This window comes from Gaoshiqia sediminis (genome assembly GCF_025907915.1).
Taxonomy (GTDB): Bacteria; Bacteroidota; Bacteroidia; order Bacteroidales; family Prolixibacteraceae; genus Gaoshiqia; species Gaoshiqia sediminis.
The window spans coordinates 42,123-57,125 of the sequence record NZ_JAPAAF010000027.1 but is presented as its reverse complement, the minus strand read 5'-3'; the positions used below and the strand labels follow the sequence as shown (position 1 = coordinate 57,125).

The 15,003-nt window shown below is 43.7% G+C and carries 14 protein-coding genes; 10 read left to right on the top strand and 4 right to left on the bottom strand.

Annotation, left to right across the window (positions count from 1 at the left end):
* Positions 1–239: 239 nt before the first annotated feature.
* The 9 genes from N2K84_RS14960 (at position 240) to N2K84_RS14920 (ending at position 10,397) form a co-directional block, all read left to right on the top strand.
* Positions 240–707 (top strand): GNAT family N-acetyltransferase, encoded by a 468-nt coding sequence (locus N2K84_RS14960; protein ID WP_282592632.1) that lies wholly within the window; start codon positions 240–242, stop codon positions 705–707.
* Between the two features lie 227 nt (positions 708–934).
* Complete coding sequence (rpsO, locus tag N2K84_RS14955; protein ID WP_282592631.1) at positions 935–1,204, top strand: 30S ribosomal protein S15; 270 nt, start codon at positions 935–937, stop codon at positions 1,202–1,204.
* Between the two features lie 106 nt (positions 1,205–1,310).
* Positions 1,311–3,566 (top strand): polyribonucleotide nucleotidyltransferase, encoded by a 2,256-nt coding sequence (gene pnp, locus N2K84_RS14950; protein ID WP_282592630.1) that lies wholly within the window; start codon positions 1,311–1,313, stop codon positions 3,564–3,566.
* Positions 3,567–3,713: 147 nt separating this feature from the next.
* Complete coding sequence (locus N2K84_RS14945) at positions 3,714–4,199, top strand: hypothetical protein (protein WP_282592629.1); 486 nt, start codon at positions 3,714–3,716, stop codon at positions 4,197–4,199.
* Between the two features lie 64 nt (positions 4,200–4,263).
* Positions 4,264–6,366, top strand: a complete 2,103-nt coding sequence (locus tag N2K84_RS14940) for a prolyl oligopeptidase family serine peptidase (protein ID WP_282592628.1) — start codon at positions 4,264–4,266, stop codon at positions 6,364–6,366.
* Between the two features lie 75 nt (positions 6,367–6,441).
* Positions 6,442–7,080 (top strand): deoxynucleoside kinase, encoded by a 639-nt coding sequence (locus N2K84_RS14935; protein WP_282592627.1) that lies wholly within the window; start codon positions 6,442–6,444, stop codon positions 7,078–7,080.
* 177 nt (positions 7,081–7,257) lie between these two features.
* Positions 7,258–8,931, top strand: coding sequence for a tetratricopeptide repeat protein (locus N2K84_RS14930; RefSeq protein ID WP_282592626.1), 1,674 nt, complete (start codon positions 7,258–7,260; stop codon positions 8,929–8,931).
* Between the two features lie 13 nt (positions 8,932–8,944).
* On the top strand, positions 8,945–9,124 hold the full coding sequence (locus N2K84_RS14925; RefSeq protein WP_282592625.1) for a hypothetical protein: 180 nt from the start codon (positions 8,945–8,947) through the stop codon (positions 9,122–9,124).
* A gap of 49 nt (positions 9,125–9,173) precedes the next feature.
* A complete protein-coding gene (locus N2K84_RS14920; protein ID WP_282592624.1) occupies positions 9,174–10,397 on the top strand; it encodes an aminotransferase class V-fold PLP-dependent enzyme in 1,224 nt (407 codons plus the stop codon).
* A 2-nt stretch (positions 10,398–10,399) separates the two neighbouring features.
* On the opposite strand, the gene N2K84_RS14915 is transcribed toward N2K84_RS14920, so the two are convergent.
* From N2K84_RS14915 to N2K84_RS14900, 4 genes are all read right to left on the bottom strand, one after another.
* Positions 10,400–10,591: a 4Fe-4S binding protein gene (locus N2K84_RS14915; RefSeq protein WP_282592623.1), complete on the bottom strand. Its 192-nt coding sequence runs from the start codon at positions 10,589–10,591 to the stop codon at positions 10,400–10,402.
* 57 nt (positions 10,592–10,648) lie between these two features.
* Positions 10,649–10,966 (bottom strand): thioredoxin, encoded by a 318-nt coding sequence (trxA, locus tag N2K84_RS14910; RefSeq protein ID WP_282592622.1) that lies wholly within the window; start codon positions 10,964–10,966, stop codon positions 10,649–10,651.
* Positions 10,953–11,174 carry a DUF6132 family protein gene (locus N2K84_RS14905; RefSeq protein WP_282592621.1) on the bottom strand — a complete coding sequence of 74 codons (222 nt, stop codon included), beginning with the start codon at positions 11,172–11,174 and terminating at the stop codon, positions 10,953–10,955. Before N2K84_RS14905 ends, trxA begins: the two co-directional genes overlap by 14 nt.
* A gap of 130 nt (positions 11,175–11,304) precedes the next feature.
* Entirely contained in the window at positions 11,305–12,429 is a 1,125-nt protein-coding gene (locus N2K84_RS14900) for an integron integrase (protein WP_282592620.1), read from the bottom strand.
* A gap of 315 nt (positions 12,430–12,744) precedes the next feature.
* Here N2K84_RS14900 and N2K84_RS14895 point away from each other — a divergent pair, with 315 nt between their 5' ends.
* Complete coding sequence (locus N2K84_RS14895) at positions 12,745–14,961, top strand: right-handed parallel beta-helix repeat-containing protein (RefSeq protein WP_282592619.1); 2,217 nt, start codon at positions 12,745–12,747, stop codon at positions 14,959–14,961.
* Positions 14,962–15,003 lie beyond the last annotated feature (42 nt).

Genomic DNA, 15,003 nt, shown 5'->3' with positions numbered 1-15,003 from the left:
CCATAAACAAACCAACTACAAAATCTAAAATCTCCAAAATCCAGAAAAAGAAAGACCGTCCCAAATTTTGTTTTGAGACGGCCTCAACATGCCATTGCCCCGTGGAACGCCCATATTTGGAGTTTTTGAGCATGTGCGCATTGAACCGGTGACTATATTTTAGAGGCGATTTCCCTGTTTAAGGCTGCCAGTGTGTGGTCACCTTGGCCGATTTTAATTATTTTTGAGCCAAAAGCGTTATGGAGTTTACTTTTTTGCCCATCGATCTGACAAACGAAGTTCATCGCCACCAATTAATCCGTTTGCTGGATATCTATATGCGCGATGAAATGGGGAACGGCGCCCCGATGTCTGAGGAACTAGCCCCCAAAATTATTGATGGGCTGAAGGGCTACCCGAGCTATTTGGGATTTTTTGCCCTTGCCGATGGTCATTATGCGGCCCTCGCCAATTGCAATAAGAATTTTTCGACCTTCAAGGCAAAACCCCTGCTCAATATTCACGACTTTGTGGTTCATCCTGACTACCGGGGAAAGGGTGTTGGCCGGTTTCTGCTGGATGCCATTGCCGGGTATGCCCGCGAGAATGGCTTTTGCCGCATTAACCTCGAAGTTCGGCACGATAACATTTCGGCACAAAAGCTCTACCAAAAGGCGGGTTACAGCGAGTGCCTCCCTCCAATGTATTTCTGGGAGAAAAATTTATAAACGGTTCTTCCTTTTTTTTTTAAACTCAATAAATGAAAGAGGAGTCCTGCCGGGCCAACTTCCTTGATCTAAAATTACGGTGTGCGTCCAATTTAGACAGATAAAAACTTGAAATACAAAGAATTTTAGTTATTTTTGCGCAGATTTTTGAGTAATTAATTTTAAGCTGTTGTTATTGGACGCGATGCTGCGGCTTAAACATTGTATCATTTTTAAAATAAAAAGTTATGTATTTGACTTCTGAAAAGAAAGCAGAGTTTTTTGAAAAGTTTGGTAAAGGTGCAACAGATACCGGTTCGGCCGAGGGTCAGATTGCCATGTTTTCGTACCGGATTGCTCACCTTACTGAGCACCTGAAGAAAAACAGAAAGGACTTCAGCACCCAGCGTGCTTTGGTTAGCTTGGTAGGTAAACGCCGCAGTTTGTTGGATTATCTTGCTAAAAAAGATATCGAAAGATATCGCCAGATCATTAAAGAACTCGGCCTGCGTCGATAAAATTATTCATAATAAAAGGCAATAAATTTATTGCCTTTTATTATTTTTGAAATCCCCACCACGGATTGAAACAGTTTGTATTATTTAATTATTAGTTCTATTTTTTATGAGTCAAGCAATTATTAAGACAATTGACCTTGGTGACGGACGGACAATTACCATTGAAACCGGACGCCTGGCCAGACAAGCCGACGGGGCAGTTGTAGTAAAAATGGGTGGAACCATGTTGCTCGCAACAGTGGTGTCCGCCAGAGAAGCTAAAGAAGATGTTGATTTCATGCCTGTTTCGGTCGATTACCGGGAGAAATTCTCGGCAGCAGGCCGTTTCCCTGGTGGATTTCTGAAACGCGAAGCGCGTCCCAGCGACGATGAAATTCTGATTGCCCGGTTGGTTGACCGTGCGTTGCGCCCCCTGTTTCCGGCTGATTACCACGCTGAAACAGCTGTGATGATCATGCTGATCTCTTCCGACGAAAATGTAATGCCTGATTCACTGGCCGGGTTGGCTGCCTCGGCTGCTATTGCGGTTTCGGATGTTCCTTTCGAATGCCCAATTTCTGAAGTGCGCGTTGGCCGTATCAATGGCGAGTTTATCGTCAACCCAAGTGCTGCCCAACTGAAAAACTCGGATATTGACATCATGGTTGGCGCTTCGTACGACAACATCATGATGGTGGAAGGCGAGATGGATGAAGTTTCCGAAGAAGATATGCTCGAAGCTATTAAGGTAGCCCACGATGCCATTCGCGTTCACTGTAAAGTACAGGAAGAGCTGGCTGCTGAAGTGGGTGTCGTAAAACGTGAATACTGCCACGAAGTAAACGACGAAGTGCTTCGCGAAAAAGTACACGCTGATTTGTATGGAAAATGTTATGCCATTGCTACGCAGCGTATTGCTGACAAACAGCTTCGTATGGCATCTTTTAAAGCGTTGGTGGACGAATATCTTGTGGAATACAAAGAAGCCAATGCCGATAACGAAGAAATCGACCTGGGTCAGCATGAAAAGCTGATCAAAAAATATTACCACGATGTGGAAAAAGAGGCCATGCGCCGCATGATCCTCGATGAAGGCATCCGGTTGGATGGCCGTACCACCACGCAAATCCGTCCGATTTGGGGTGAAGTGGATTACCTGCCGGGTTCTCATGGTTCTTCCATCTTTACCCGTGGCGAAACACAATCGTTGTCATCCATTACCCTTGGGACAAAAATGGATGAGAAAATCATCGATGGCGTTACTGTGCAGGGAACCGAAAAATTCCTGTTGCACTACAACTTCCCGCCCTTCTGTGTGGGCGAGGCAAAAACTCCCCGTGGATTGAGCCGCCGCGAAATTGGCCATGGCAACTTGGCTTATCGTGCGCTTAAACGCATGATTCCTTCAGATTTCCCGTACGTTGTACGTGTCGTTTCCGATATCCTCGAATCAAACGGATCGTCATCTATGGCGACGGTTTGTGCCGGGACAATGGCCATGTTGGATGCCGGTTTGAAAATGAAACGGCCGGTGTCGGGTATCGCCATGGGTTTGATTACCGATAAAGGCAATGCGAAATTTGCTGTCCTTTCGGATATTCTGGGCGACGAAGACCACTTGGGTGATATGGACTTTAAAGTGACGGGAACTGAAAAAGGGATTACTGCCACACAGATGGATATTAAGGTTGATGGGCTGTCGTATGAAATTTTGTCTCAAGCCCTGCACCAGGCAAAACAAGGCCGCGAACACATCCTGGGCAAAATTCTGGAAGTGATTTCAGAACCGCGTGCCGAATACAAACCGAATGTACCGCGCGTAGAAACCGTTCAGATCCCGAAAGATATGATCGGTCCAATCATTGGCCCTGGCGGTAAAAACATCCAGAAGTTGCAGGAAGAAACCAAAACCACCATCGTTATCGAAGAAAGAGATGACTTTGGCTATGTTGAAATTTCGGGCCTGAACAAAGAAGCGCTGGAGGCAGCTAAAGAACGCATCAAGCGAATTGTTGCCCTTCCTGAAAAAGGTGAGATTTATAAAGGCAAGGTAAAATCGATTACCACTTTTGGCGCATTTATCGAAATCATTCCAGGAAAAGAGGGTTTGCTCCATATTTCTGAAATTGCCTGGGAACGGGTTCAGAATGTTGAAGATGTATTAAAAGTGGGTGAAGAAGTTGAAGTGAAGTTGCTCGATATTGACCGCGACAATAAACTGAAACTCTCCCGCAGGGTACTGCTTCCTAAACCGGAAGGCTATGTTGAACGTCCGGAACGCGAAAACCGTCCGCCGCGTCGTGATGACGATCGCCGGGACAACCGGGACCGCCGCGATAATCGCGATCGCCGGGACAACCGGGACGATCGTTCAAGACGATAGAAAGATCGAAAACCAAATCATAAAATGCCCGTTTTGCGGGCATTTTTTTTCTTGTAAACTTTCGCTGCCGTGTTTGTGTTGAACTGAGGACACTGTTTTGCAGGCGGCAAACCGGTTGGGTAGTTAATCACTAGTAAAAAATTGATTATGAGTGAATGGTACGCCGAATTCGAAAATGACCTCTTCCTGCAGTTGAAGGATGCCAAGCCCCGTGATCTGCGGTTTTTCCGTGTGGAAGAATACCTGCGAAATGTCAGGCGGGTTGACGCGTTTTCTTCTTCTTGCCGCGAATGCCAGTCGTTTCGGCACGAAATTGAGAAACATAGAGATACGGTTGCCCGGGCAGTAAACGAGCCCGGACGGGAACGACGGGCCTTCGACCGGTTGCAGTCCGGTTTGAGTGAACACATGAAAAAGGAACATGGTTTCTATCCGCCATTCTACCACACGTATTTGCATGCAGCTGGCTGGTCGGCCGCCCTGTTGGCCCTTGCTGTTTTATTGTGGTGGTTGTTTCGTGCCGCCGATATCTTTGTGTTTTTAGCTCCTGCATTTGCCATTGGTGTTGTAACGGGGCAAATCGTGGGCGGAAAAAAAGACCGGCGGGTTCGCGATGAAAATAAATTGTTGTAATCATTTTATGAAAACAGATACACATAAAACTGTTTATCCGAATTGATTTTTAAAATTTTCAGGAATGAAGAATTTGACTTATTTCTTATCCGTATTATTTATGGTTTCTTGTGCAGAACAATCCCTTCAATATCCGCAAACCAGAAAAGTGGATGTAGTTGATAATTATTTTGGTACTGAGGTGGAAGATCCGTACCGCTGGCTCGAAAACGATACTTCGGTCGAAACCGCGGCTTGGGTGGAGGCGCAAAATGCAGTAACCTTCGGCTACCTGGAGCAGCTGCCCTTTCGTAGCCAAATAAAACAGCGGTTGACTGATTTGCTGGATTACCCCAAGTACGGCACGCCATTTAAAGAGGCCGGGAAATATTTCTTTTTTAAGAATGACGGTTTGCAGAACCAAAGCGTTTTGTACATGACCGAAACGCTGGAAGGCGAACCCAGCGTGCTGCTCGATCCGAACACCTTGTCGGAAGACGGTACTGTGGCACTCTCATCCATCGAAATTTCGGAGGACGGCAAATACCTGGTCTATTCAATAGCCCGCAGCGGGTCGGACTGGAACGAGGTTTTTGTGAAAAATATTGAAACCGGCGAAATGCTGCCCGACCACATTGTTTGGGTGAAGTTCTCGGGCCTGAGCTGGTACGATGGTGGCTTTTTCTACAGTGCCTACGATGCGCCCGAAGCTGGCAGTGAGCTCTCGAAATCGAACGAATATCAGAAAGTGTTTTACCACAAGTTGGGAACGCCTCAGGTTGAAGACCAGTTGATTGCGGAAGATTCGACCCGTCCCAAGCGTATGTTTGGCGCCGGGGTAACCGATGATAAACGCTTTCTCACGCTGACCATGAGCGAAACAACCCACGGGAATGCACTTTCGGTGAAAGATTTGTCGAAGGCCGGAGCTGAATTTGTCCCGTTTATGGAAAGCTTTGATTATGAGTTCAATGTGGTGGACAATGTTGGTGATGATTTGTTTATTCTCACGAATTATCAGGCGCCCAAATACCGACTGGTAAAAATCAATATTAACCGTCCGCAGGAAAAAGACTGGACCGAAATCATCCCGGAAAAGGAAAATGTGTTGCAATCGGTGAGCTTTGTGGCCGGTAAAATTGTGGTGGACTACATGAAAGATGCCCGGAGCGAGGTAGAAGTTTATGCCTACGATGGCACATTTGAGTACACCATTCAGTTGCCCGGGGTTGGCAGTGCCGGCGCTTTTTCGGGTAAAAAAGATGAGAATCTGGCCTTTTACAGCTATACCTCTTTCAATACTCCCGGTGAAATTTATCAATACGATTTCGCTAAAAAGGAAAGCAGCCTGTACTTTCGTCCCGAAGTAAAGTTCAATCCCGATGATTATCAGGTGAAGCAAGAATTCTACCAGTCGAAGGATGGAACCAGGGTGCCCCTGTTTATTGTGCATAAAAAGGGGATAGAACTGAATGGCCAAAACCCTGCCTTATTATACGGTTATGGCGGGTTCAATATAAGTCTGACCCCTTCGTTTTCCTCTACGCGAATGGTTTTTCTTGAAAATGGCGGCGTGTTGGCAGTGGCCAATCTGCGCGGTGGTGGCGAGTATGGCGAAGAATGGCACAAAGCCGGCACCAAGTTGCAAAAACAGAACGTGTTTGACGATTTTATTGCAGCCGCAGAATACCTGATAGCCGAAAACTATACAAATAGCGATAAGCTCGCAATTATGGGCGGATCGAACGGAGGCTTGCTGGTAGGAGCGGTTACCAATCAGCGTCCTGACCTGATAAAAGTTGCCCTCCCGGCCGTAGGCGTAATGGACATGCTTCGTTTCCACCAGTTTACCATTGGCTGGGCTTGGGCAGGCGATTACGGCACGAGCGCCGACAGTAAGGAAATGTTCGACTATCTGTATGGCTATTCGCCCTATCACAACATCCGGCAAGGTGGCAATTATCCGGCCGTGTTGGTAACCACCGCCGATCATGACGACCGTGTAGTTCCTGCGCATTCTTTCAAATATATTGCCCGTTTGCAGGAATATAATACCGGCAAACTGCCCGTTTTGATCCGTATTGACACGAAAGCTGGACATGGTAGCGGAAAGCCTACCGCAAAAGTCATTGACGAATACACGGATGTGTGGTCGTTCGTGTTTTATCACCTGGGCATTAAAATGTAGGTAAGACAAACGATTCCACCGAATTGTTGTAAATTTATTTCCCGGAAGGCAGTGCTTCCGGGATTTTTTTTGCGTATGAAAATTAATTATTTAGTTATTGAAGGGAATATCGGCTCGGGGAAAACAACCCTGACCAACCTGATTGCCCGCGATTATGGTGCCCGGACACTTCTGGAGGGCTTCGATGATAATCCCTTTTTGCCTAAGTTTTATAAAGAACCGGAAAAATACGCTTTCCCGCTGGAAATGTCGTTTTTGGCCGACCGCTACAACCAGTTGAGCAAGAATATCCGCGAGCTTGAACTGTTCAGTTCTTTCCTGGTTTCGGATTATTATTTTATGAAGTCACTCATTTTTGCCCAAAACACCTTGTCGGCCGAGGAGTATCATTTATATAATCGTTTTTTCAAAATTGTATATGACAAGCTTCCCAAGCCCGATCTGTATGTGTATTTACACGCAGATGTAGAAAAATTGCTCCGGAATATCCGAAAGCGCGGGCGGAATTATGAGAAAGGTATTGATTCGGAGTATCTTGAAAAGATCAGTAAGGGATATTTTAGTTTTTTCCGGCAGCAGCAGGATTTTCCGGTTTTGGTGATTGATACCAATAATATCGATTTTGTGACCAACACGACCCATTATCGATCGTTGATTGGTATTATTTTTGATAAGGCATGGCCGCCCGGGATGAGCCGTGTTTTGATCGACTAAAAAAGCCCTTCAAATCTTTTAAATCACTAAAACATTGCTATTTTTGTAAGTATTAACCGGGATTATTACGAAATCAATATTTTTAACACTGTCAAAATGAAAAGATTTAACTTTAAACCTCTTGCCTCTGTTGTGTTGGCAGCTGTGGTTCTCTCAAGCTGTTCCAGCCTAAAAAAAATGAAGAAGAATGCGGATCAGATTAACTTTAAAGTTACTCCTGAACTCCTTGAGACTCATGGCGGCGATGTTGATGTAGCCATCGACGGCCGTTTCCCTTCACAATACTTCAATAAGAAAGTGACTTTGGTGGCCACACCTGTGCTGAAGTATGAAGGCGGCGAAACCGCTTTTGCCCCTGTAACCGTGCAAGGCGAAAAGGTAGATGCCAACAACAAAGTAATCAGCTACACCAACGGTGGTAACTTTAACTACAAAGATGCTGTTGATTACACCGATGAAATGCGTCTGTCTGATCTTGAAATCCGCATCACAGCATCTAAAGGCCTGAAAAGCCTTGACTTTGATCCGATCAAAGTGGCTGATGGTGTCATCGCTACTTCGTCTATGGTGATCAATTATCCAGATCCCATCCTTGGTGTGCAACGCGAAAAAAATACAACTGGAATTTACGATCCTAACATCGACAAATTTCAGCGTATTGTGCCGGATGAATACACGGCTGACATTCATTATGTGATTAACAGCGCTGTGTTGCGCAACACCGAGCTGAAAGCCGAAGATATTGTGAAACTGAAAGAATACACCAAAGACGCGTTTGAAGCTGAACGTAAAGAATTGAAAGGTGTTGAAGTTTCTGCTTATGCTTCCCCCGACGGTGAGCTGGATTGGAACACTAAACTATCCGAAAAACGCGAAGGTACTTCCAGTAAATATGTTGCTGACCAATTGAAGAAGGAAGAAATTGAAGCCGAACTGAAATCAAAATTCACTCCGGAAGACTGGGATGGTTTCAAAGAAATGATGGAGAAATCGAACATCCAGGACAAAGAACTGATCCTGCGCGTTCTTTCCATGTACTCAGATCCTGAAGTTCGCGAACGTGAAATCAAAAACCTGTCTGAAGCTTTCACTTCGGTTGCAGATGAAATTCTTCCTAAACTGCGCCGTGCAAAAATTACAGCCAGCGTTGACCTGATTGGTAAAACGGATGAAGAACTTGCTGCTCTGGCCGATTCTGATCCGGCTTCGCTGAACCCTGCAGAATTGTTGTATGCCGCAACATTAACTTCTGACAAAAACAAACAACTGGCTATCTATAATTCATTCATGAAAGTGTACCCACAAGATTGGAGAGGATTTAACAATGCTGGTATGGTATTGGCAGAACAAGGCAAATTTGCCGATGCAAAACCATTGTTTGAAAAAGCTGAAGGCCTGAACAACAATGAACCCATCATCAAAAACAACCTGGGTGCTGTTGCACTGGTTGAAGGCGATTTAGCCAAAGCTGAAACTTTGTTTGGTGCTGCTTCTGGCGCTGGCGACGAAGTAAACTACAACTTGGGTATTGTTGCCATCAAGAAAGGTGAATATGACAAAGCCGTTAAATTATTTGGCGACTCAGATTCTCCCAACGTAGGTTTGGCTAAGATTTTGGCCGGCGATTACAATGGTGCTTTGAAATCATTGGAAAACTGTACTTGGGAAGGTTGCTACATGAAAGAATATTTCAAAGCCGTTGTTGGCGCCCGTACTGCAAAAGAAAACTTGATGTACGAAAGTCTGGAAGCTGCGGTTAAAATGAAACCTGAGCTGAAAGCAAAAGTTGCTACTGACATGGAATTCGCGAAATATTTCGACGAAGCTAAATTCAAAGCAATTGTACAATAAGAACTAAAATAATTTGGATATAGGAAAGCGGCTTCATGATGAGGCCGCTTTTTTTGTCTTGCCAATTGGTCAGTTTCCCGGTGTCGTAATCAAATTGCCTCTCCGCATTGTTTATATATTAAATGGAATTGCTGATTTCGGTGAACCTGCCCGCACCGGATGGGCGCTTCGTGAAAAAACATTAGTTTTGTAATCCCATAGGGCTATTTTTCAAGAAGGATGGCCCTCTTAAACAATGAGATATGACGACACTCGATATAGCCCGTATTCGAAAAGATTTTCCGATACTTGAACAGAAGGTTTACAATAAACCGCTGATTTATCTCGATAGCGCCGCCTCGTCGCAAAAACCAGTGCAAGTACTTCGTAAAGAGGAACAACTTCACCTGGAGTATTATGGTAATATCCACCGGGGGGCTCATTTTTTAGCCGACCGGGCTACCATTGAGTTTGAAGCCGTCCGTGATCAGGTTGTCGGTTTCATCCATGCCGGTTCGCGCGAGGAAATCATTTTCACCAAAGGGACAACCGAGAGCATTAATCTGGTTGCTTTCTCTTTTGGAGAGGCATTTATTCAGGCTGGTGATGAAATTATTCTTACCGAAATGGAGCACCATGCCAATATTGTTCCCTGGCAGATGATGGCAGAACGAAAAGGTGCCAACATTGTCGTCCTCCCGTTTTCCGATGATGGACGGCTTGAAATTGAAAGGCTGGAAGGGCTGATCAATGAAAAAACGAAACTTATTGCCGTAGCCCATGTTTCGAACACACTGGGGACGATAAACCCGGTGAAACAGATTATTGCAAAAGCCCATAAATTCGGGGTCAAAGTGCTGGTTGACGGGGCACAGGCAGTTAAACACCTGCCGGTGGACGTGCAGGAAATGGATGCCGATTTTTATGTTTTTTCATCTCATAAAATGTATGGTCCCAATGGGGTAGGGGTTCTGTTTGGCAAAAAGGAACTGCTGGAGCAGATGCCGCCCTATCAGGGTGGTGGTGAAATGATTTCGGAAGTAACCTTTCAAAAAACCACTTTTAATGAACTTCCCTATAAATTTGAAGCGGGAACGCCGCACATTACCGGTGTTGTGGCCTTTGGGGAAGCCATCCATTACTTGCAACAACTGGGTGTCGCTGAGGTAGCTGCTTACGAACATCAGCTGCTGGAATATGCCACACAAAAGCTGCTCGAAATTCCAGGAATGATCATCTATGGCGCACAGCCAGAAAAGTCGGGTGTGATTACCTTTAATATCGATGGGATCCATTCGTTTGATCTGGGGACCATGCTTGATAAAATGGGTATTGCCGTGCGTACCGGAAGGCTTTGTGCTGACCCCGTGATGCAGCATTACGGAATTACCGGATCTGTCCGGGTATCGTTTGCTGTTTACAACACCATTGACGAAATTGATGTATTTGTTGCTGCGCTGAAGAAACTGATTGTGATGTTGAGGTAGGATTATGGGGTTATCTGAAAAGCTCCGTAACCGCAAAAGCGAGTGCAGCGTCCGCAGTTGGTGCATTTCGACTCATCGATAACCGGGGCCTCGAACGGCGATCTCTGGGTGATGGCCTTAGTGGGACAAATATTCATTACCGGGCAAAAATGGTTTTGCGGGCAATGTTTTGCCACAATCTTCACTTTCTTCATCGTTGATTATTATTTGCTGTGTTCGAACAAGAAGGTTATTGTTTCTTCGGGGTCCTCTCAACGTTCCTGTTGGGAAGAGCTCGTTGCCGACCGGATGACCGATGTCAGCTGATCGGCCTGTATTACTCCACTGCCCGTCCATTTTCGTTGACCGTGCTGAAAAATCATCAGTGTGGGCACTCCGCGGATTTGATATTTCATGGCAATCTCCGGGTTTTTGTCCACATCAATTTTCAGTATCCGAACGTGTTCGCCCAAGCTCCCTTTTACTTGCTGCAGAATGGGGGCCATCATGTTGCACGGGGCACACCAGGTGGCGTAGAAGTCAACCACAACGGGGGTTTGCCCCTGGATGATCTGATCAAACTTCTCCATTTTCTTCCGGTTTATCTTTTTTCGTTTTTTTGAGGTCGCTCACTAAATAGCCCATCACACCGCCATACAATGAGCTGGTATGCCAGTTTGACTGGATAGGGCAGGTGCCCGAGTTACAGCCAATGTAGAACCAATACAGAAACCCGGCAAAAGCGCCAATGGCAATACCTACCAATCGCCATTTATGTCTCAGAAGAAATTGTTTCATGGTCAATTAAATTTTCAGCAAAGAAAACAGACACGGATGAAGTGTAAAGTGACCTGGGTCACACAAGGATGAAAATCGGCGGATTGGGATTATATCTTCGGTTTACATTTCGAACAGATTGTTTTTAAACCTATTTGTTCGGTCCAAACAATTTGTCAAGAGGGGAAATAATGGAAGCTTTGTCCTGTCTCGCCAGTTTCTTGTATATTAAGGTTGACTGAATACATTTAAGCCCAAGGATTTTTTGTACCAGATGAATGTCGTATCCATCTTCTATCAGATGGGTAGCGAAACTGTGCCGAAAAGTATGGCAGCCAGCCGTTTTATTAACCCCACATATTGTCAGTGCTTCTTTTATGCCTTTTTGCAGGTAGCTTTCGCTAACGGGCTGTTGAACTAGTTTTTCGTTCTCTATGCGATACAGATATTTTGAAGGGAAAATAAATTGCCAACTTAGATCTTTTGATGTGGCCTGACAGTTGCCTTTTGTTTGGGCAGTTTCTGGCAGCAATGCACCTATAAAGTTATTGGTTGATAAATTTTCGTCATACAATAGCTTAACTTTATTTAGCTGATGGTGTATTGGGTCAATCAATGATCTGGGTAAATCGAGGTTTCGCGAGCTACCATCGCGAACATCACAAACATTGATTTTTTGTTTTTTTTTATTGAGGTCTTTAACCCGTAGATGCAGGCATTCCGTTAACCGAAGCCCGCAACCGTACATTAAGCCAGCCATCAGTCCTTTATCGCCATGTAGTTGGTTCAATACATTTTTTACTTCTTCTCTGGATAAAATAACCGGCGATTGAGTATTCTTTTTAGATGAACGGCGGTGGGATATTGTAAAAGGTGTTTGTAAAACTTCTTTGTAAAAGAAATGAATAGCCGTTTTAGCTTGGTTTATGGTTGATTTTGCAATCAGACAATCTGTTTCGAGGAAGGTAATGAATTTGTCAATTTCCTCATCACAAAAAGTTTCTGTAGCATCTTCTTCAAGGGAAAAGAGAAAACGGTAAATCCAATCCAAGTAAAAATCCTTAGTTTTTTCACTGTACCCGGAAGTTTGGAGTTTTTCCAGTGCTTGTTCTATTAATTTAGCTTTTTGGAAATTCATATTTGTTATTACGTTATGGTAGTCAAATGGTTCTGAGGTTTTGTGGTGTTTAGGTGCTGTTTCTTTGGACGTAAGTTTATCCTGATTGATTCGGGATTTGATGCAAAAAACTCCATAAGCCCCTATCTGCTTTTTCATAGGATGTGATTCTGGATAGTATTAAATTAATTTTTTTTATAAGATAGATTGTGGACAAACTGAAAATAGTGCTGTTCGTTTTATCTTTTTATGCGATGGTAACGATGAATAATTTATTGAAAGGAGGCAAATGAAAAAAACTTACTTCTGTTCCATAATGGACTGAGTCTCTTTTAGCCTGTACGTTTTAAGTACTCTGATTTGTGTTTGATCTTTTTAAAACATTCTTTAATAGAAGGATTAGACTAATTCTACAAATTGTAAAACTATGAATTGATTTTATTGATGAGGCATTTTCAATGCCGGGAGGAAACTATGACTAATAAATACTTTAAAGCATATCCGCAAATAGCATCTAAATCATGCATGGCGAGATTGATCTACACATTAATTGTCTTTTTGTGTTCCGGATGGATTAGTATTTGTAGTGCTATTGAAATCCATGTTCCTGCCGATTATTCCAACATCCAGGATGCAATTAATGCAGCCAACGACGGAGATATTATCAAGGTGGCGCCTGGCACTTACTATATTAGTAGTGCGATTACCAATAATTCGGTTAATAATCTTTCGTTGATTGGCTCACGGGAAGAGGATGGTAGTAATGCGTCTATTTTAGTACCTACAGTAAATGGTCAATATTATGGAATTCATTTTTCAAGCGTTTCAGGATGTTTGATCGCTGGTTTTGAAATAAAAAATTTCGTTCACGGAATAACGATGGAGCATTGTTCAAATTGCGATATCATAAAAAACTATATTCATGATAACGACCAGGCGAGCTCTTTTCACGGACTTGGAATATTTATTCTATATTGCGATAATATTGATATTGCGCATAACATAGTTGACCATAATGAGTTTCATCAAATTTCTATTACTGGTGATATTAATCTTCCATATAAAAATAGTAATATCAATGTTGTCAATAATACAATTCTTAGAACATATACTTACGATGGTATATTAGTTGGAGGGAGAGGAGATCATATTGTTATAAAAAATAACATTATTGCCTATCATCGTCAAGAAGGGATTGAGGGGCCAGGCCCAGATGTTACTTATTTTGATCATGATTACAACTGTTTTTATTCTAACTACCCTCCTCAAATGATTGATATAGCGGGGGGGCAACCTATTGGGCCTCATTCAATTCATGCCGAACCCCTAATGGTCGATTATCTGAACCAAAATTACTATTTACAGCCGGGATCGCCCTGTTTGGGTGCTGGTGAAGGAGGTATATATATTGGTGCTTTAGGCTTACCCAATAACCCGCCAACAGCAGTGTGCCAAAGTGTAATCATTACTCTTGATGCAATCGGTGAGGCTATACTTTCTGCCTCACAAGTGGACGGAGGTTCTTATGACCCTGACGGCGATAATATAACCCGGAGCATTGATAAAACTAGCTTTACTTGTGCTGATGCAGGAGAAAATACAGTTACGTTAACAGTAAGTGACGGTCAGGAAACGGATATGTGTACAGCTACAGTAACTGTTGTTAACGGCCTTCCTGAAATAACCAACGTATCTGGACCGGTTGATCCCGTTCAGCTTGGCTCCACCGTTTCGCTCAATGTAAGTTATATGGATATAAACGCCACAACACTCAAGGTAGATTGGGGTGATGGAGTTAACAATGATTATAGTGCTTCGGGAGGTGTAGTTATCGCAGAGTATACCTACATCGATCCTGGAGTATATTCAATTTTGGTAACTGTATCAGATGTCTGTGGATTGACCGATACTGCAGTATATAACTATGTCGTTATTTATGATCCCAGTGCTGGTTTTGTAACAGGTGGCGGTTGGATTAATTCTCCCGCAGGAGCTTATACTTCAGATTCGTCATTAACCGGCAAAGCAAACTTCGGGTTTGTATCGAAATACCAGAAAGGTAAAACCATACCAACAGGAAATACCGAATTTCAGTTCCACACAGCGAACATGAACTTTAAAAGTACGGCTTACGATTGGTTGGTTATAGCCGGTTCAAAAGGAATATTCAAAGGTGCGGGAACAATTAACGGTTTCGGTAATTACGGGTTTTTACTAAGCGCTATTGATGCAGATCTGGCTCCCAGTACAGATGTTGATCTGTTCAGGATAAAAATCTGGGATAAAAATGACGAGGACTTAGTTGTTTACGATAGCAATTTAGGGCTTGACGATAACGAAGATCCAAGTACAGCTATTGGAGGGGGATCTATTGTAATTCATACTAATAACAAGAAAAAATCAGCAGAAATATTGGCGGTTGAGGAAGAGTGCGAAGTTGTATTGGTTTATCCCAATCCGTTTGAAGATCAGGTGGTATTTGAGTTTGTGCCACCAATGGACACTCATACACGCATCGATATTTTTGATGAATCCGGACGCTTGATAAAAACCGTTTTCAACGGAATGACAAAAGCCAGTACTTCGTATCGGGAAGTTTTTAGCCCGGTCAGCCAGGTGAACAAGGTTTATATATATAAATTGACGATGGAAGGAGAGGTAGTCAGCGGTATGTTAGTTCATCAGAAATAAAAGGAAATGCAAAACGATAAAAAAGGCGCCTTATCCGCGCCT